Below are 17157 nucleotides of genomic sequence, written 5' to 3' on the forward strand. Positions count from 1 at the left end.
ATAATTAAAAAAAAGAGGCCGAAGCCTCTTTTAATAGATATATCTTTATTTATTAAGGGTTAGGAGCCGCCGCTGCTGCACGGCAGGCTTGTGGACGGAATTTTTGATTTACAGTACCGCCTGTGCAGTCCCACAATTGACCACCATTCGTTGTTGCAAAAGTGATAGTTTGGCCCGATGCGCGGGAATTAGAGCCCATCGTCCCAGTTATAGTGCCATTCGGATAGGTGCCGGCAACAGTGCCGCCTAACGATGAATATTTACCGGTCAAATTCACTGCGATCGATCCAGCAGCAACTGATTGGTTATTTGTTCCATCAGATTGGACCAGGCGTGGCCATGCATTTTCATTAGCACCGTATTCAGACAACGGAGCCTTCAGCCCGCCCAGCAGTTCTGTTGGTTCCGCCACCTGGGCGCGGGTGACGTAATCGTTATAAGCAGGCAAAGCCACAGCAGCCAAAATACCGATAATCGCCACAACGATCATCAGTTCGATCAGGGTGAAACCCTTTTGCATCTTACGCAACATTTTGAATCCTCTCTATGTAACCAGTGATTAGGTAGCCTTGTCGAACGACTTGGCGTGCTTCACTTACTGCAAGTGCTGTGCCAACTTCTAGCGCCCATACATCTCGCGGCGTTGACTGACAAAAATGCGGCGTTTTGTTAACTTATTGTGCAAGACGTTCATAAATGTCAGCAAGCCAAGATGTCTGCCATTTTTGTCACCTTCTGAACGCCTGTGCAAGCTATGCGCATGGGCGGCAGAAACAGAAACGGCACCCGAAAGTGCCGCTGCGTCTCTTGAGGACTTGACTATATAAGCCCAAGGTTCAGAGTCCTAACCCCAAAACTCATAAGCCATCCCCGCCAGCTCAATCCTGTCCCCCTTGTGCATCGACAAAGCCACGCCATTGAGCGCCTGGCCGTTGAGCACCACATCAGCCGAACCATCGACCTTGGTAGCAACGTATCCCTTGCCGCGCTTGGTCAGTGCAGCGACGGCGATGCCGGGGCGGCCGACCGTGGTGACGACCTTGGACAAAATGATGTCTTCGCTCGCCGCTGACGGCGCGCAGGTAGGGGCTGGGGGTGTAGGGCTGCCCTTCGGCGGGGGGGAAGTCTGCGGGGACGGTGGGGCTGTCTTCGCCGTCATCGGCATGCGCGGGCTTGGCGGTCAGGCTGCCGGCTTCGCTGGCATGCAGGTAATGGCTCTCGGGCACCAAAGAGTTCATCAAAAAGCGGATGCGGCATTTGCCGACGTCCAGCAGGTCGCCGCTTTGCAGTACCTGGCGGCGCACTTTCAAGCCGTTGACCTTGGTACCGTTGGTGCTGCCCAGATCTTCGACGACGACGATGCCGATCTTCTTCTCATAGGTGAACGCCACATGCTCGCCGCTGACCGCCATGTCGGTCAGCACGATGTCATTGGTGGAACGGCGCCCCAAGGTGACCCTGGACTCGGTCAGCACGTAGTCCTGTATCACCACACCATCTAGCGAAACTATGAGTCTTGGCATATTGATAAACCTCAGCGCGATTATATGCAAATAAGCTATACAAATGACGTTGGCGATACGCTGTTGACAAAGGATCACGATGTGTTGCGGACTCCCGTGATTTAGCTAATGGTTAACCCTATAAATACCCTTGATCGATGCGCCCCCTGAAGCACATCGCCAAGCGCAGCAGCGGTTTATCTTGATGCCTGCAATGGGTTCGCGGGCGTTGCGCTGCTCACGCCGTAGCTGCCGCAGGGGCGCACCGGGGCGGTACACGTGGCCCGTGCAAAACCGAAGCCCTGAAAAGCAAAAAGCGCCCTAAGGCGCTTTAGCGAGAGAGAAATGCAGACCCGGTCAGTGTGCAGGCGCTGTATTGCGCTTTTGCAGCCACAGGCCCAAGCCCACCACCAGCGCGGCGCCAGCAGCGGCAGCCAGGTAGTGCAGTGCAGGATTCGCTTCGACAAAGCCGTGCAGCAGCTTGTCGTTCATGATGGTCTCGCCACCCACCCAGCCGATGAGGCCGGCACCCAGAATCACGATGACCGGGAAGCGCTCCATCAGCTTGATCATCAACGTGGAGCCAAAGATCACCAGCGGGATCGAGATCGCCAGGCCCAGGATCAGCAGCAGCATATTGCCGCCCGCAGCAGCCGCCACGGCAATCACATTGTCCAGGCTCATCACCAGATCGGCGATCAGGATGGTGCGAATGGCGGCCATCATCGTGCCGGTGCCCTTGCCCGCGCCCTCTTCTTCGTCGTGGCTGGTCAGCAGTTGCAGGCCAATCCACAGCAGCAGGCAGCCGCCAACGATCTGCAGGAAGGACAGCTCCAGCAGCTTGGCCGCCACCACGGTCAGCACGATGCGCAGCACCACGGCGGCACCGGAGCCGAACATGATGGCTTTTCTTTGTTGTTCAGGGGGCAGGGAGCGCGCTGCAAGCGCGATGACGACGGCGTTGTCGCCCGAGAGAATGATGTTGATCCAGATGATCTTGACCAGCCCGATCCAGAAGTCGGGATGATTGACGTAATCCATGTTGCGCTCCGTAGTTATGAATAAAGACGCCAGACCTGAACGATCTGGCGTCTTCTTTTTATGGAGTACGCAGTTTAGCGGGGCACGCAGCCCCTGGCATGCGTAATTTTGCTTACTTCAGCAGGCCTTGCAGCAGGCGGCCCATTTCGGATGGGTTGCGGGTGATGGTGAAACCGCACTCTTCCATGATGGCCAGCTTGGCATCTGCCGTGTCGGCGCCGCCGGAGATCAGTGCGCCAGCGTGGCCCATGCGCTTGCCGGGAGGGGCAGTCACACCAGCGATGAAGCCCACCACAGGCTTCTTCATGTTGGCCTTGCACCAGAGCGCGGCTTCCGCTTCGTCTGGACCGCCGATTTCGCCGATCATGATCACCGCGTCGGTGTTCGGGTCGTCGTTGAACGCCTTCATCACGTCGATGTGCTTCAGACCGTTGATGGGGTCACCACCGATACCGACTGCCGACGACTGGCCAATGCCCAGCTCGGTCAGCTGCGCCACGGCTTCATAGGTCAAGGTGCCCGAACGGCTCACCACGCCGATGCGGCCTGGCTTGTGGATGTGACCGGGCATGATGCCGATCTTGATTTCACCGGGGGTAATCAGACCAGGGCAGTTAGGGCCCAGCAGCAAGGTCTTCTTGCCGCCAGCCGCTTCCTTGGCCTTCATCTTGTTGCGCACTTCCAACATGTCGCGCACTGGGATGCCTTCGGTGATGCAGATGGCCAGATCCAGATCGGCTTCCACCGCTTCCCAAATGGCAGCAGCAGCGCCTGCAGGTGGCACATAGATCACGGACACGGTGGCACCGGTGTCCTTGGCAGCATCCTTGACCGAACCGTAGATGGGGATGTCGAAAATCTTTTCGCCAGCCTTCTTGGGGTTCACGCCAGCGACGAAGCAGTTCTTGCCGTTCGCGTATTCCTGGCACTTTTCAGTGTGGAACTGGCCGGTCTTGCCGGTGATGCCTTGGGTAATGACTTTGGTGTCTTTATTGATATAGATAGACATGTGTGTTCTCCAGGGCTTACTTCACTGCGGCAACGATCTTGGTGGCGGCTTCGGCCATGGTGTCGGCCGAGATGATGGGCAGGCCCGATTCGGCCAGCATCTTCTTGCCCAGCTCTTCGTTGGTACCCTTCATGCGCACAACCAGTGGCACGCTCAGGTTCACCGCCTTGCAAGCGGTGATCACGCCGGTAGCGATGGTGTCGCACTTCATGATGCCGCCGAAGATGTTGACCAGAATGCCCTTGACCTTGGGGTTCTTGAGCATGATCTTGAAGGCTTCGGTGACCTTCTCGGGGGTGGCACCGCCGCCCACGTCCAGGAAGTTGGCAGGCTCGCCGCCGAACAGCTTGATGGTGTCCATCGTGGCCATGGCCAGGCCAGCGCCGTTCACCAGGCAGCCGATGTTGCCATCCAGGCTGATGTAGGCCAGGTCGAACTTCGAAGCTTCCACTTCAGCAGGATCTTCTTCGTCCAGATCGCGCAGGGCCACCAGTTCTGGGTGACGGAACAGCGCGTTGGGATCGAAGTTGAACTTGGAGTCCAGTGCAATCACGTTGCCCTTGGAGTCACGGTTCAGCGGGTTGATTTCCACCAGCGAAGCGTCCGTGTCCATGTAGCACTTGTACAGCTTTTGGCAGATATCGATGAACTGGGCCACCGAATCAGCAGGCATGCCGATGCCCTTGGCCAGCTCTTCACCATTGGCTTGCGTGAAGCCAGCAATGGGATCGACCAGCACGGTGATGATCTTTTCAGGGGTGCTGTGCGCCACTTCCTCGATGTCCATGCCGCCTTCGCTCGAAGCGATGAAGGCCACCTTCTGCGTGCCACGGTCGGTCACGGCAGACAGGTAGTATTCCTGCTGGATGTCGGCACCGTCTTCGATGTACAGGCGGCGCACCTTCTGGCCTTCAGGGCCCGTCTGGTGGGTCACCAGCTGCATGCCGAGGATTTGCTCGGACAACGCCTTCACGTCGTCAATGGTCTTGGCAACCTTCACGCCACCGCCCTTACCGCGGCCACCTGCGTGAATCTGGGCCTTCACCACCCACACGGGGCCGCCCAGCTTCTGTGCTGCTTCCACTGCTTCTTGCACAGTGAAGGCGGGGATACCGCGCGGAACGGGCACGCCGAACTGACGCAAGATTTCCTTGCCTTGGTATTCATGAATTTTCATGATGTCTCTCAGTAAAACAAAATGGGAAAAAACCCGGCGGCCGAGCGCGCAGAACAAAGAACTCGCAAACAAGGCAGAAGGCCTGGCAGTCCGCGAATTTACCATGCTGCACTGCGCCATGGGCGGCAGCGCCTGCAGGAGCCCTAACGCGCTTCCGGGGTTTGGCAGCCGTTGGAATGCTTATAGCTATTATTTGTATAGCTAACCAGCCAGATTCAGCAGCCATCTCCGTCCAATGCGTCTGTCAGCCACTGCAGTCAACGCATGTCGGAGGCGGGCGCAAAACTTGTCTGTAAAAACCTCGGCAGTGCAGGATTTTTGGCACAACCGCCCAGCGCTTACCCCTTTTTGCGCTAGTGCGCACTGCGCTGGAGCCCGGCATCTGGCCATCGCAGACGCCACAACGGCATACCCAGCGCAACTCGCGCCCCGGCCTTGCGCACAGGCAAATTTGCCATCGTCCTGCACGTCTTGCGCAGCTTTGTATGACAATAAGCACTTTCCCGAACCCAAGTGCCCGCTGCCCGTGCAGGGGGCCAACGCACAGCAGGAGTGATGGCAATGGCAAAAGTGTTTATCGACGGCGAAGCTGGCACCACCGGTCTGCAGATTCGCGAACGCCTGGTGGATATGCCCGGCGTGGAGTTGGTAAGCATTGCCCCCGAGCTGCGCAAGGACCCTGCCGCCAAGCGCGCGCTGATCGCGGGCGTGGATCTGGTCATCCTGTGCCTGCACGACGATGCAGCCAAGGACACCACAGCCATGGTCGATGCCATCGAGCAGGAAACCGGCCGCAGCATCCGCATCATCGATGCCTCCACCGCCCACCGCGTCAACGACCAGTGGGTCTATGGCTTTCCCGAGCTGAGCGCCGGCCAGAAAAGCGCCGTGCAAGCGGCCAAGCGCGTCTCCAACCCTGGCTGCTATGCCACCGGTGCCATCGCCATCCTGCGCCCGTTGATCGATGCCGGCCTCGTCCCTGCCGATGCCGCGCTGGCACTGCCTTCGGTGTCCGGCTACTCCGGTGGCGGCCGCCAGATGATGGAAGCCTACGAGGCCGGTGGTGCCGCGCCCTATGAGGCCTATGCGCTGGGCCTGACGCACAAGCACATCCCCGAAATCCTGAAATACACCGGACTGACCCGCCGCCCGGTGTTCATCCCTGCGGTCGGCAACTTTGCCCAGGGCATGCTGGTGCAACTGCCGCTGCACCTGGATGACCTCCCCGGCAAGCCGCTGCTGAGCGACCTGCACAACGCCCTGGCCGCCCACTACGCCCAAACCAACCAGGACGAGCAATGGGTGCAGGTGCTGCCGCCTACCGACGACAACAAGCTGGCCGCCGATACCCTGGCGGGCACCAACAAGCTGGAAATCCGCGTGTTCGGCAATGAACAGCTGCGCCAGGCCGTTGTCATCGCCCGCCTGGACAACCTGGGCAAGGGCGCCAGCGGCGCAGCGGTGCAAAACCTCAAGCTGATGCTGGGCCTCTGAGTTCCCAGACCGCTCCCCCCCACCAAGCCGCTTGCCAGCGGCTTTTTTCATGTGCGCAAGGTGGGCAACACCATCGGCATTGGCCGACACTGCCCCAGGCATTCCCTGCCTACCATCTGTCCAAACTACAGCCATAACACGATGAGACACACCCCCACACGCCCTATGCGCCGGCTTGGCGCAGTCTGGCCCTGGGCGCTGCTGCTGTGCGCCGCAGCCCAGGCCCAAACCGCCAACCCCCAGCAAGGCGAGCAGATCGCCAACAACGGCTTGCCGCCCAGCGTGGCCTCCTGCGCCAGCTGCCATGGCGCCAAAGGCCAGGGCATGGCCGCCTTCCCGCCGCTGGCCGGCCAGGGCAGCAGCTATCTGCGCAGCCAGTTGGATGCCTTTGCCGATGGCTCGCGCGGCAACCCCATCATGGCGCCCATTGCCAAGGGTTTGACGCCGCAGCAGCGCGCCGATGTCGCCGCTTACTTTGCCAGCCTGCCTTCGGGCATCGCCGCCACAGCCGGCCAGGCCGGTGCCAAAGACAAGGGCGCCTGGCTGGTGGAGCGTGGCCGCATGCAAGAGGGCATCCCCGCCTGCAACAGCTGCCACGGGCCCGGTGGGGCTGGCGTGGGTGCGCATTTCCCCGCCATTGCCAAGCTCAGCGCCGGTTATATGCAAGCGCAGATCGATGCCTGGAAAAAAGGCAGCCGCCCTCCCGGGCCGCTGGGCCTCATGGAAGGCATTGCCCAAAAGCTCAGCAGCGATGATGTCAACGCCATCGCCCAGTACTACGCCGGCGCCTCGGGCGCCGCCAAGCCTTGAGCGGAGAACAGCATGGATTACCAGCGCCCCAACCATCTGGAAACGCCCGAGGAGCAGGCCCGCGTCCAGCACAGCGAGTGGCAGTACCTCAAGATCTTTGTGGTGGTCGTCGTCGCCATCGTGCTCGTGGCCGCCATCAGCTTTGGGGTGCAGGTGAACAAAAGTATGGGCGAGCTGGCCGATGAGCGGCCCGCCGCAGCACCCGCCCAGACCGCGCAAAAACCAGCAGCAGCTCCCGCCAGCCTCAACCCGGCACCCGCTACTGCCGCAGCGGATGCACCCAAACCAGCCGCTGCAGCTGCCACGCCCGCCGCCAGCGCAGCCAAAGCGCCAACTGCAGCCAGCACTGCCGCCTTCGCCCCACCCGCTGCCGATGCGATTCCCGAAGGCCCGATGGGCGATGTGATCCGCCGGGGCGAGCAGATCTTTCTTCACACCAGCACCCAGGCCAAGGCCTTTGTCGGCAATACGCTCAACTGCGTCAACTGCCACCTGGATGCAGGGCGCGCTGCCGACTCCGCGCCGCTGTGGGGCGCCTACACGCAATACCCCGCCTACCGCAGCAAGACCAAGAGCGTCGATACCTTCTCCGAGCGGCTGCGCGGCTGCTTCATGTACAGCATGAACGGCAAGGCCCCGCCCCCTGGTGATGAGGTGCTGGTGGCCCTGGAGGCCTATGCCTATTGGATGTCCAAGGGCGCGCCGGTGGGCGAGAAGCTGCCCGGCGCCAGCTACCCCAAGCTGGCCAAACCCGCCCAGGCGCCTGACTATGCACGCGGCCAGAAGGTGTTCAACGCCCAGTGCGCGCTGTGCCATGGCGATGACGGCCAGGGCCAGCGCAGCGGCGATGTGCAGGTCTTCCCGCCGCTGTGGGGCAAGCAGTCGTACAACTGGGGCGCCGGCATGCATGAGGTGGACAAGGCGGCCGGCTTCATCCAGGCCAATATGCCGCTGGGCAAGGGCCATACGCTCAGCGACCAGGATGCCTGGGATGTGGCCACCTACATCAACAGCCACGAGCGCCCGCAGGATCCGCGCTTCACCGGCAACATCGCAGACACGCGCAAGCGCTTCCACGACAGCGCGTTCTCGCTCTACGGCCAGACCGTCAACGGCCAGCAACTGGGCCAGGGCACAAAATAAAAAGCTACCAACGCCGATCCGGTGAAGGGCATGCGTTGGCAGCTTTGCTATCGGTCCCACCAGATGCTTGGCGCTATGCCGCCAGGCACCTGCCAGCTATCAGCGCTCCACCGTGCGGTTCCAGCGTTTGTTCCATTCGGGGCGGTCGGCGTTGACCACATCCCAGTCCACAGCCACGGCGTTCTTCAGGATGGCGTTCATCTTGTTCTGCTCTTCGGCCGGCTTGCCTTGCAGCTTGGTCTTGGGGTTCACCGGGTTGTAGCTGCCATTTTCCATCGCCAGCGCCTGGGCTTCAGGGCTCACCAGGTATTCCACCAGCTTTTGCGCCAGATCGGACTCGGGGTTGTTGTTGAGCACGCACATGGCGGTCATCAGCACCACCGCGCCTTCCTTGGGCGCCACATATTCCATCGGGATGCCCTTGGACTTCATCAGCTCGGCCTGCGTCAGCGTGTAGGGGAAGATGGCCGCATCACCGGCCTGCATCATCTCCACCACCTTGGACGAATTGGGGATGTACTCCACCACGTTCGGGCCGATCGTCGTCGGCCAGGCCTTGAAGGCCGGGTCCACATTCTTCTCGGTGCCGCCCTTCAGGCGGTTGAACATCAGGAAGGCATGCAGGCCAAACGACGATGCCGGCATTGATTGCACGACCACCTTGCCCTTGAGCTTGGGGTCCGCCAGGTCGTTCCAGGAAGTGGGCGCCGCCCAGCCCTTGTCGGCAAACATCTTGGTGTTGTAGGCCAGGCCGGTCAGGCCCATCGACAGGCCAATCGCGCTGTCCTTGATCTTGGCGATGGCCGGAATGTCGCCGTAGCTGGCAGCGGGCTTGAGCTTCTCGCACAGGCCCATGCTGATGGCGCGGTACATCACGCCGTCATCCAGGGTCATGACCTGCATCTGGGCCTTGTCCTTGGAGGCCTGGGCCTTGGCCAGGATGTCGGTCGAGGTGCCCGGCACCACCACCACCTTGACGTTGTTGGCCTTCTCGAATGCGGGGAACACGAACTGCGAATAGGTGCGCTCCATGTTGCCGCCATTCATGCCGATGTAAATGGTTTTGGTCTGCGCCTGCACCGCGCTGGCCGCAGCCACCACAGAGGCCAACAGGGCGATGGCGCGCACAGGGGTTTTGAGGGTCGTCGTCCAAGAAGACATGTGGATTCCTTTCAGGTAGAACATGCGGGGTCGGTAAATCGGTCTATGCGGAAAGCGTCAATCGGCGTGCTGCTGCGGCCCTCGGCGATCAGCTCGGCCATCACATCGCCCACGCCCGGCCCCAGCTGGAAGCCGCCGCCGGCAAAACCAAAGGCATGGTAGAGGCCAGCCTGGCGGCTGCTGGCACTGATGATGGGCTCGTGGTCGGGCAAGGCGCCCTCATTGCCGCTCCAGGTGCGGATCAACTGGGCGTTCTTCAACTGGGGCAGCAGCTCCACCAGCTGCGGCAGCTGTGCCCAGACGGTGGTGTGACGGTTGCGGGCGCGGGTGTCGTCCAGCACCAGGCCGGGCCCGCCGCCAAACACCACATTGCCCCGGCGCACCTGGCGGCAGTAGATGCTGCCGCCTTCCACGCCCAGGCTCCAGTGCAAGAAGAACGGCAAGGGCTCGGTCACCCCCATCGCCGGTGGCCGGATGCGCATGGGCACCGGCTCGCCACACTGCTCGGCAAACTGGCCGGCCCAGGCACCTGCAGCGTTGACCACCACATTCGCGCGGATCTCCATCTCCGGCGTGCGCACCACAAAGCGCTGGCCATTGTGCGCCACTTCCAGCACCGGCGAGTGCTCCAACACCTGGGCACCGGCCCGCGCGGCCGCCGTGGCAAAGGCCGGGGACAGCAGGCGCGGATTGGCCTGGCCGTCATCCGGGCAGAAGGAGCCGCCCACCACCTTGGCGCCGCCGACCGGAAAGCGCTTGTGCAGCGCCGCGCCGTCGAGCAGCTGCAGGTCCAGCCCGCAGTCGCGCGTCTTCTCGGCATAGCGCACGAGGGACTCCATGTCCGCCTGCGAGCGCGCAATCTTGAAGTGGCCCGAGCGCTCGTACTCGGCCTCGGTGCCGATCAGTTCGGTCAGCCGCCCCCAGTGCTGGTGGGCGCGCTGGGACAGCGGCAGCATCGCCAACGAGCGGCCCTGGCGGCGCACACCGCCAAAGTTGACGCCGCTGGAGCGGGAGCCGCAAAGATCGCGCTCCAGCACCACTACCTGGATGCCGCGCTGGCGCAGGAACAGCGCCGTGCTCGCACCCATGATGCCGCCGCCGATCACCACCACCTCGGTGGCCAGTTGCTTAACCATGGGAGGCCTCCTGGTCCTGCGGCAGCACCGTCATGTCCAGCGGCAGCGGCTTGATCGGCGCCTGGCCCCGGATGCGGCCGATCTGCGCCACCGGCACCTTCAAGGTGTCGGCCAGGATCTCGGTTGCCGCCACGCCGCACATGCGGCCCTGGCAGCGGCCCATGCCCACCCGGCACAGCGCCTTGATGCGGTTGATATCACCCTGCGGCTGGGTCGCCGCAGTGGCGCGCAGCTCGCCAGCGGTGATGTTTTCGCAGCGGCAGACCACCAGCTCGTCCGGTGCACGCGCGGCCCAGTCGTCGGGAAAGGGAAACGCCACCTCCAGCGCCTGGCGGAACTGCTGCGTCTTGTCCAGCTGCTGGCGCAGCCTGGCCTGGCGCGCTGCATCGGTCGCAATGCCCCGGTCCTGCAGCAAAGCCAGCGCAGCCAGCTCGCCCGACAGCTCGGCCGCATCGGCGCCCATGATGCCGGCGCCATCACCCGCCAAATAGACACCGGGCACACTGCTGCGCCGGTCGGCATCGATCTGCGGCACATAACAGCGGTGCAGCGGTGCAAAGGCGAATTCGCAGCCCAGCAGGTCGGCCAGCTGCGTCTCGGGCCGCAGCGCATAGCCCAGGCCGATGGCGCTGCAGGCAGTGCGCTGCTCGGCGCCCTGTGCATCCTTCCACACCAGCGCCTGCACGCGGTCGGCGCCTTCGGCGCGCAGCAGCTGCACGCCATGGTGCACCGGCACATCGTGGAACATCAGCCAGCTCAAAAAGTACACACCCTTGGCAGTTACCGCCGGCTGGGCCAGCATCGCGGGCGCAGCCTTGTAGCGCTGCACGGCCGGGGCGGTGTCCAGCACCGCCAGCACCCGGCCGCCCGCCTTGGCATATTGGTAGGCCACCAGGTAGAGCAAGGGGCCGGTGCCGGCAAACACCACCGCGTCGCCAATCGCACAGCCCTGGTACTTGAGGGCCACCTGCGCGCCGCCCAAGGTGTAGACACCGGGCAGGGTCCAGCCTGGCAACGGCAATACACGGTCAGTGGCACCGGTGGCCACGATCAGATCGCGCCAGCGCAGGCTGTCTGCCGTGCGCTGCGCGGTGTGCAGCAGGTCCAGGCTGTGGCCCTGGGCGTTCCAGACCAGGGTGTCGGGCCGGTAGTCCAGCTGCGGGCGCAGGCGGTCAAAGGTCTGGTGCAGGTCGCTGGCGCGGCCGTGCTCAAAGCCATACAGGTCCTTGGGCTTGCGGCTGAAGCCATCGGGCTGGCGGCGGTAGATCTGGCCACCGGCCTTGGGCGCCTCGTCAATGACAACCGGGCGCAGGCCGTGGGCCAGCAGGGTTTGTGCGGCACGGATGCCGGCAGGCCCGGCGCCCACGATGACGGGCGGGCCGTCTGCGGGCCGGGGGTCGTCCAGGTAGAAATCGCTGGCAATCATGGTTGCACCTGGGTGGCGGTAGCTTGGGCCACGGCCTCTGCCGTGGTGCAGATCTGCATGCCCGGCTGCAGCAAGGTGGAGCAGGCGCGCAGCTTGCGGCCGGCCTGCTCGCCGCCGAGGGTGACCCAGCAGTCCTGGCAGGCGCCCATCATGCAAAAGCCGGCGCGCGGGCTATGGGCAAACTCATGGCTGCGCAGCTGGGCCGACTGGGTCAGCACCGCCGTCAGCACCGTGTCGCCCTGCAGCGCCTGGGCAGGCTGGCCGTTGAGCACAAACTGCAGCGGCTGGCGGCCCTGCTCCTTGAGGCGCTGCAGCTGGCCGGCCGGCAAAAGAGGGATTGCGTGTGCCATCAGTGCTTGCCAATCAGGATGCGGTCCAGACCATAGACCTTGTCGAGCAGCAGCATCAACCCCAGGGTGATGAACACGATCAGCGCCGACACCGCTGCCATCATCGGGTCCAGCGACTCGGTGGCATACATGTACATGCGCACCGGCAAGGTCACCGTGCTGGGCGAGACCACAAAGATCGACATGGTCAGCTCGTCAAAGCTGTTGATGAAGGCCAGCAGCCAGCCGCCGGTGATGCCGGGCAGGATCATCGGCAAGGTGATGCGCTTGAACACCGTGGCATTGCTGGCGCCCAGCGAGTAGGCGGCCTGCTCGGCGCTGCGGTCAAAGCCGATCAGCGCGGCCATCACCAGGCGCATGGTGTAGGGCATCACCACCAGCGCATGGGCAAAGATCAGCCAGCCAAAGCTGCCCTGGCCGCCCACGAGCGAGAACATGCGCAGCATGGCCACACCCAGCACCAGGTGGGGAATGATCAGCGGCGACAGGAACAGCGCCTGCAGCGCGCCACGGCCGGGGATCTCATAGCGCACCAGCGCAATGGCGGCGGGCACGGCCAGCGCGGTCGAGATGGAGGCGGCTGCCACCGCCAGGCCCAGGCTGTTCCAGAACGACTGGACAAAGTCGGCATGGTGCAGCACCTGCTCGAACCAGCGCAGCGAGAAGCTGGTGGTCGGCAGGGTCAAGGTTTCAGCCGGGGTGAAGGCCACCAGGCAGACGATGACCAGCGGCGCCAGCATGAAGATGATGACCAGCGCGTTGAAGATGAGGGCAAGGGGTCCGTTTTTTTGCATGTCAGTCACCTCGCCTCTCAGCCCAGGGTCTTCTTATAGCGGCCTTCAACCATGCGGTTCCAGCCCAGCATGATCACCAGATTGGCGGCCAGCAGCACAAAGGCGATGGCCGCGCCCAGCGGCCAGTTCAGCTCGTGCAGGTACTCGTCATAGATCAGGGTGGCAACCATCTTGACCCGGCGCCCGCCCAGCAGGCCGGGAATCGCAAACGAGCTGGCAGCCAGGCCGAACACGATCAGGCTGCCCGACAGAATGCCGGGCAGCACCTGCGGAAACACCACGCGGCGCAGGGTGGTGAAGTGCGAGGCACCCAGCGACAGCGAGGCGCTCTCGACCGACGGATCGAGCTTTTGCAGCGAGGTCCAGACGGGGATCACCATGAAGGGCAGCATCACATGCACCAGTGCAATGACGATGGCCGTCTCGTTGTAGAGCAGCTTGACCGGGCCAATGCCCACGAGGCGGAAGATGTCGTTGATCAGCCCCTCGGGGCCGAGCAGCATGCTCCAGCCAAAGGCCCGCACCACCACCGAGATCAGCAGCGGCGCCAGGATGATCAGCAAGAAGATGGAGCGCCACGGCGCGCGCATCTTGCTCAGGATGTAGGCCTCGGGCGCGCCGATGGCGATGCAGATCAGGGTGACCAGGCCCGAAATCCACAGGGTGCGCCAGAAGATCTCGTAGTAGTAGCTGTCGGTGACGATGTGCACATAGTGCTCGATCGTGAAGCTGCCCGCGACCGGACCGGTGTCCACGTTGTAGGCATTGAAGGACAGGATGGTCGTCAGCAGCAGCGGCACCGCCAGCATCACCGCAAACAGCAGCAGCGCCGGCGCGCTCATGGCCCAGGGGGCCCAGGTGCGGCGCTCGCTCATGCGGCCACCCCGTCACCGGCGATCAGGCGCACATTGCGGTCGGACCAGTCGATGCCCACCTGGCTGCCCACCTGGTGGGGCGCCTCGCCATCGTTGGCTGCCGTCACGGTGATGCTGCCCAGCGGGCATTCCACCGTGTAGAGCCAGAGGTTGCCCAGGAAGAAGCGCTCGCGCACGGTGCCCTGGGTGCGGCCGGCCGAGGTGGCCGAGAGCTGGATTTTCTCGGGGCGCAGGCCCAGCAGCAAACGCGTGCCCTGGCTGGCCGCGGCGGCCGGCACATCCTGCACCGCCATCTGCACATCGCCCACATGCGCCAGCCACTGGCCGCCCTGGGCATGCACGGTGGCCTGCAGCAGGTTGGCCTTGCCGACAAAGGTGGAGATAAAGGCGTTGTGCGGGTGCTCGTACACCGTGTGCGGCGTATCCACCTGGGTGATGCGGCCAGCCTCCATCACCACCACGCGGTCGCTGATCGACATGGCTTCGCTCTGGTCATGGGTCACCATGATGGTGGTCGTACCCACCTTGCGCTGGATCTCGCGCAGCTCGAACTGCATCTCCTCGCGCAGCTTGGCATCCAGGTTGGACAGCGGTTCGTCGAGCAGCAGCACCGGCGGCTTGATGACCAACGCCCGGGCCAGCGCCACGCGCTGGCGCTGGCCACCCGACAGTTCACGCGGGTAACGGTCGGCATAGGGGCCCAGGTGCACCAGGGCCAGTGCCTCGGTGGCGCGCTCGCTGCGCTCGGGCTGCGCCACCTTGCGCATCTCCAGACCGAACTCGACGTTCTCGCGCACGGTCATGTGCGGAAACAGCGCATAGGTCTGGAACACGATGCCCAGGCCGCGCTCATTGGCCTTGGCGCGGGTGATGTCCTTGCCGTCCAGCTCGATGCGGCCTTCGGTCACATCCACAAAGCCGGCAATCATCTGAAGGCTCGTGGTCTTGCCGCAGCCCGAGGGGCCGAGCAAGGAGACGAACTCGCCCTTTTGCACATCCAGGTTGAACTGGCTGACCACCCGGTTGGGGCCGTACTGTTTGGAGACGTTGTGGAGACGCAGAAAACTCATGGAAATCACCTCGGTGGCACAGGGTTGCAGGGCCCGTCGGCCATGTCGCTGGGATGAACGACATTTGCAACTATTTATCTATTTTCGGAATGTGGTTTGAATCCATACACGGTGTAAACACTGATAATGGAAGATAAATTTGATTTATTCCGATAAATGGAATAAAAATGAGTGTCGCAGAATTTTTATTCCGGAAAACCATGAGCACAGACACCTCTGAGGACAACAGCCACCAGCGCGGCACCCTGCATCGCAGCTTCCTGGTGATGCGCGCGCTGGCCGCGCACCAGAACGAAGGTGTGCGGGTCACCCACCTGGCCAAGGAAATCGGCCTGACCCAGGCCACCACCCACCGGCTGCTGCAGGGCCTGATCCAGGAGGGCATGGTCGAGCAGGACCAGGTGCACAAGCTCTACCGGCTGAGCCTGGATCTGTTCTCGCTGGCCGCCCAGGCCGGTGCGGTGAGCGACCTGCGCAGCCTGGCGCGCCCGGTGCTGCTGCGCCTGTGCGCCAGCCTCAATGACACGGTGATCCTGATGGTGCGCTCGGGCTTCGACGCGGTCTGCCTGGACCGCATCGAAGGCCAGTTCCCCATCCGCACCTTTACCGGCGATATCGGCGGCCGTGTGGCGCTGGGCGTGGGCCAGGGCTCGCTGGTCATCCTGGCCAACCTGCCCGAGGCCGAGCGCGAGGAGGTGCTGCGCTTCAACCTGCCGCGCATGCAGCACTACAACGTCTATGACGAGGTCTACATGCGCACCGAGATCGACAAGGCGCACCGCCAGGGCTATACCGCGAAGAACTCCGGCCTGCTCGAAGGCATGGCCGGCCTGGCGGTGCCGGTGTTTGACCGCAATGGCCAGGTGGTGGCCGCGCTGTCGATCGGCACGCACACCGCGCGCCTGAGTGACGAGCGCCTGCCCATCGTGCGCGACATGCTGCTGCGCGAAGCCAAGACCTTGAGCGCGCAGATCAACCCCTTTGACCCGACCCTGCGCCACCCAATGCATGCGATCTCCACCGGGGACCGCACCCGCTCGATGTGAGCCCGGCCCTGCCACCTTCCGTCTTTCTGCACTTCAACGCATCCCACGCCATGCCCCCCAGCACCCCCTTGCACCTCATCATCAAAAGCGGCGGCAGCGCCGCCATTCCGGAATGGACGGCGCTGTTTGCCGAGTTGGCGCCCCATGTGGTTGTGCATGACTGGAACACGCCCCCCGCCGACCGCAGCCTGGTGGATTTTGCGATGGTCTGGGAGCCCGATACCGGCGTGCTGGCCAGCTTTCCGCAGCTCAAGGCCATCTTCAGCTCGGCGGCCGGCGTGGACCATATCCTGGCCGACGGCGACCTGCCGGCTCACCTGCCCATCGTGCGCATGGTGACGGGCGAATCACAGCAGCGCATGGCCGAGTTCTGTCTGATGGCCACCTTGATGCTGCAAAAGAACATGCCCCGCGCACTGGCCCAGCACCGCCAGCAGCAGTGGATCGAGTTCAACCCGCCCTATGTGGCCAGCGAGCTGCGCGTGGGCATTCTGGGCCTGGGCACCCTGGGCGCTGCAGCCGCGCAGATGCTGCGCGCCGTCGGCTACCCGGTGCAGGGCTGGTCCCAAACACGCAAGCAGATCGAGGGCGTGACCAGCTACTGCGGCCAGGACGAACTGCCAGAATTTCTGCGCAGCAGCCAGGTGCTCATCTGCCTGCTGCCCGATACGCCCTCGACCCGGGGCATCCTCAATGCCGCGCTGTTTGCCCAGCTGCCGGCCGGCGCCCAGCTGGTCAATGCGGGCCGGGGCACCCAGCTCAACAGTGCCGATCTGGTGGCCGCGCTCGACAGCGGCCAATTGGCCGGCGCACTGCTGGACGTGACCGAGCCGGAGCCGCTGCCAGCCGGCTCGCCGCTGTGGACGCATCCCCGCGTCATCCTCACGCCGCACATCGCCGCCAGCGCCAGCCGCCGCGCCAAGGCACGCCAGGTGGCCCTGTCGATGGCGCAGTGGCAGGCCGGGCAGGCGCTGGACAACTGCTTTGACCGGGCGCGCGGTTACTGATCCAGGCCGATAAAGGAAGCCGGCCAGGGCGCCTCTAGCCGGGCCGGTGCAGCGCAGCCGCTGGCCGCATATCCGAGCGTTTTGCAGTGCCAAGCCCTCAGTAAAACCAGGGCTGC

The 17157-nt window shown here is 63.5% G+C and carries 18 protein-coding genes; 6 read left to right on the top strand and 12 right to left on the bottom strand.

Features of this window, described 5'->3' with window-relative positions:
- Positions 1-52 precede the first annotated feature (52 nt).
- The 5 genes from ACCQ08_RS05400 to sucC form a co-directional block, all read right to left on the bottom strand.
- Positions 53-532, bottom strand: coding sequence for a pilin (locus ACCQ08_RS05400; RefSeq protein WP_373449138.1), 480 nt, complete (start codon positions 530-532; stop codon positions 53-55).
- A gap of 412 nt (positions 533-944) precedes the next feature.
- Entirely contained in the window at positions 945-1523 is a 579-nt protein-coding gene (locus ACCQ08_RS05405; protein WP_373449139.1) for an FHA domain-containing protein, read from the bottom strand.
- A 336-nt stretch (positions 1524-1859) separates the two neighbouring features.
- Complete coding sequence (locus ACCQ08_RS05410; protein WP_239809830.1) at positions 1860-2543, bottom strand: TerC family protein; 684 nt, start codon at positions 2541-2543, stop codon at positions 1860-1862.
- 112 nt (positions 2544-2655) lie between these two features.
- Positions 2656-3552 (bottom strand): succinate--CoA ligase subunit alpha, encoded by an 897-nt coding sequence (sucD, locus tag ACCQ08_RS05415; RefSeq protein WP_021026616.1) that lies wholly within the window; start codon positions 3550-3552, stop codon positions 2656-2658.
- Positions 3553-3568: 16 nt separating this feature from the next.
- Positions 3569-4729: an ADP-forming succinate--CoA ligase subunit beta gene (sucC, locus tag ACCQ08_RS05420; RefSeq protein WP_021026617.1), complete on the bottom strand. Its 1161-nt coding sequence runs from the start codon at positions 4727-4729 to the stop codon at positions 3569-3571.
- Here sucC and ACCQ08_RS05425 point away from each other — a divergent pair.
- The 4 genes from ACCQ08_RS05425 (at position 4728) to ACCQ08_RS05440 (ending at position 8176) form a co-directional block, all read left to right on the top strand.
- Positions 4728-4934 (top strand): hypothetical protein, encoded by a 207-nt coding sequence (locus tag ACCQ08_RS05425; protein ID WP_312835162.1) that lies wholly within the window; start codon positions 4728-4730, stop codon positions 4932-4934. The genes sucC and ACCQ08_RS05425 overlap by 2 nt on opposite strands.
- 356 nt (positions 4935-5290) lie before the next feature.
- Positions 5291-6223 carry an N-acetyl-gamma-glutamyl-phosphate reductase gene (argC, locus tag ACCQ08_RS05430; RefSeq protein WP_373449140.1) on the top strand — a complete coding sequence of 311 codons (933 nt, stop codon included), beginning with the start codon at positions 5291-5293 and terminating at the stop codon, positions 6221-6223.
- Between the two features lie 141 nt (positions 6224-6364).
- Positions 6365-7033, top strand: a complete 669-nt coding sequence (locus ACCQ08_RS05435) for a cytochrome c (protein ID WP_373449141.1) — start codon at positions 6365-6367, stop codon at positions 7031-7033.
- A 12-nt stretch (positions 7034-7045) separates the two neighbouring features.
- Complete coding sequence (locus ACCQ08_RS05440; RefSeq protein WP_373449142.1) at positions 7046-8176, top strand: c-type cytochrome; 1131 nt, start codon at positions 7046-7048, stop codon at positions 8174-8176.
- 99 nt (positions 8177-8275) lie between these two features.
- On the opposite strand, the gene ACCQ08_RS05445 is transcribed toward ACCQ08_RS05440, so the two are convergent.
- Genes ACCQ08_RS05445 through ACCQ08_RS05475 form a run of 7 tightly spaced genes read right to left on the bottom strand, consistent with a single transcriptional unit; the run spans position 8276 to position 14988 of the window.
- Positions 8276-9337, bottom strand: coding sequence for an ABC transporter substrate-binding protein (locus ACCQ08_RS05445; RefSeq protein WP_312411961.1), 1062 nt, complete (start codon positions 9335-9337; stop codon positions 8276-8278).
- An 11-nt stretch (positions 9338-9348) separates the two neighbouring features.
- Positions 9349-10473 (bottom strand): NAD(P)/FAD-dependent oxidoreductase, encoded by a 1125-nt coding sequence (locus ACCQ08_RS05450; RefSeq protein ID WP_373449143.1) that lies wholly within the window; start codon positions 10471-10473, stop codon positions 9349-9351.
- A complete protein-coding gene (locus ACCQ08_RS05455) occupies positions 10466-11899 on the bottom strand; it encodes an FAD-dependent oxidoreductase (RefSeq protein WP_373449144.1) in 1434 nt (477 codons plus the stop codon). The genes ACCQ08_RS05450 and ACCQ08_RS05455 overlap by 8 nt, the downstream gene beginning before the upstream one ends.
- Positions 11896-12249, bottom strand: a complete 354-nt coding sequence (locus ACCQ08_RS05460) for a (2Fe-2S)-binding protein (protein ID WP_230779845.1) — start codon at positions 12247-12249, stop codon at positions 11896-11898. Before ACCQ08_RS05460 ends, ACCQ08_RS05455 begins: the two co-directional genes overlap by 4 nt.
- Positions 12249-13043 (bottom strand): ABC transporter permease, encoded by a 795-nt coding sequence (locus tag ACCQ08_RS05465; RefSeq protein ID WP_373449145.1) that lies wholly within the window; start codon positions 13041-13043, stop codon positions 12249-12251. Before ACCQ08_RS05465 ends, ACCQ08_RS05460 begins: the two co-directional genes overlap by 1 nt.
- Before the next feature lie 17 nt (positions 13044-13060).
- Complete coding sequence (locus ACCQ08_RS05470; RefSeq protein ID WP_133856288.1) at positions 13061-13918, bottom strand: ABC transporter permease; 858 nt, start codon at positions 13916-13918, stop codon at positions 13061-13063.
- Entirely contained in the window at positions 13915-14988 is a 1074-nt protein-coding gene (locus ACCQ08_RS05475) for an ABC transporter ATP-binding protein (protein WP_373449146.1), read from the bottom strand. The genes ACCQ08_RS05470 and ACCQ08_RS05475 overlap by 4 nt, the downstream gene beginning before the upstream one ends.
- Before the next feature lie 200 nt (positions 14989-15188).
- On the opposite strand from ACCQ08_RS05475, the gene ACCQ08_RS05480 reads away from it, so the two are divergent.
- Both ACCQ08_RS05480 and ACCQ08_RS05485 read left to right on the top strand, forming a co-directional pair.
- Positions 15189-16034, top strand: a complete 846-nt coding sequence (locus ACCQ08_RS05480; RefSeq protein ID WP_239809840.1) for an IclR family transcriptional regulator — start codon at positions 15189-15191, stop codon at positions 16032-16034.
- A gap of 50 nt (positions 16035-16084) precedes the next feature.
- Positions 16085-17041: a 2-hydroxyacid dehydrogenase gene (locus ACCQ08_RS05485; protein WP_373449147.1), complete on the top strand. Its 957-nt coding sequence runs from the start codon at positions 16085-16087 to the stop codon at positions 17039-17041.
- The last annotated feature ends 116 nt before the right edge of the window (positions 17042-17157 follow it).

This window comes from Comamonas sp. SY3, from assembly GCF_041730275.1.
Lineage (GTDB): Bacteria > Pseudomonadota > Gammaproteobacteria > Burkholderiales > Burkholderiaceae_C > Comamonas > Comamonas sediminis.

Bases quoted from the DNA above. Each gene is read 5' to 3' on its own strand.
- ACCQ08_RS05400 (WP_373449138.1), bottom strand. From the start codon at position 532: ATGTTGCGTAAGATGCAAAAGGGTTTCACCCTGATCGAACTGATGATC.
- ACCQ08_RS05405 (WP_373449139.1), bottom strand. From the start codon at position 1,523: ATGCCAAGACTCATAGTTTCGCTAGATGGTGTGGTGATACAGGACTAC.
- ACCQ08_RS05410 (WP_239809830.1), bottom strand. From the start codon at position 2,543: ATGGATTACGTCAATCATCCCGACTTCTGGATCGGGCTGGTCAAGATC.
- sucD (WP_021026616.1), bottom strand. From the start codon at position 3,552: ATGTCTATCTATATCAATAAAGACACCAAAGTCATTACCCAAGGCATC.
- ACCQ08_RS05425 (WP_312835162.1), top strand. From the start codon at position 4,728: ATGATGTCTCTCAGTAAAACAAAATGGGAAAAAACCCGGCGGCCGAGC.
- sucC (WP_021026617.1), bottom strand. From the start codon at position 4,729: ATGAAAATTCATGAATACCAAGGCAAGGAAATCTTGCGTCAGTTCGGC.
- argC (WP_373449140.1), top strand. From the start codon at position 5,291: ATGGCAAAAGTGTTTATCGACGGCGAAGCTGGCACCACCGGTCTGCAG.
- ACCQ08_RS05435 (WP_373449141.1), top strand. From the start codon at position 6,365: ATGAGACACACCCCCACACGCCCTATGCGCCGGCTTGGCGCAGTCTGG.
- ACCQ08_RS05440 (WP_373449142.1), top strand. From the start codon at position 7,046: ATGGATTACCAGCGCCCCAACCATCTGGAAACGCCCGAGGAGCAGGCC.
- ACCQ08_RS05445 (WP_312411961.1), bottom strand. From the start codon at position 9,337: ATGTCTTCTTGGACGACGACCCTCAAAACCCCTGTGCGCGCCATCGCC.
- ACCQ08_RS05450 (WP_373449143.1), bottom strand. From the start codon at position 10,473: ATGGTTAAGCAACTGGCCACCGAGGTGGTGGTGATCGGCGGCGGCATC.
- ACCQ08_RS05455 (WP_373449144.1), bottom strand. From the start codon at position 11,899: ATGATTGCCAGCGATTTCTACCTGGACGACCCCCGGCCCGCAGACGGC.
- ACCQ08_RS05460 (WP_230779845.1), bottom strand. From the start codon at position 12,249: ATGGCACACGCAATCCCTCTTTTGCCGGCCGGCCAGCTGCAGCGCCTC.
- ACCQ08_RS05465 (WP_373449145.1), bottom strand. From the start codon at position 13,043: ATGCAAAAAAACGGACCCCTTGCCCTCATCTTCAACGCGCTGGTCATC.
- ACCQ08_RS05470 (WP_133856288.1), bottom strand. From the start codon at position 13,918: ATGAGCGAGCGCCGCACCTGGGCCCCCTGGGCCATGAGCGCGCCGGCG.
- ACCQ08_RS05475 (WP_373449146.1), bottom strand. From the start codon at position 14,988: ATGAGTTTTCTGCGTCTCCACAACGTCTCCAAACAGTACGGCCCCAAC.
- ACCQ08_RS05480 (WP_239809840.1), top strand. From the start codon at position 15,189: ATGAGCACAGACACCTCTGAGGACAACAGCCACCAGCGCGGCACCCTG.
- ACCQ08_RS05485 (WP_373449147.1), top strand. From the start codon at position 16,085: ATGCCCCCCAGCACCCCCTTGCACCTCATCATCAAAAGCGGCGGCAGC.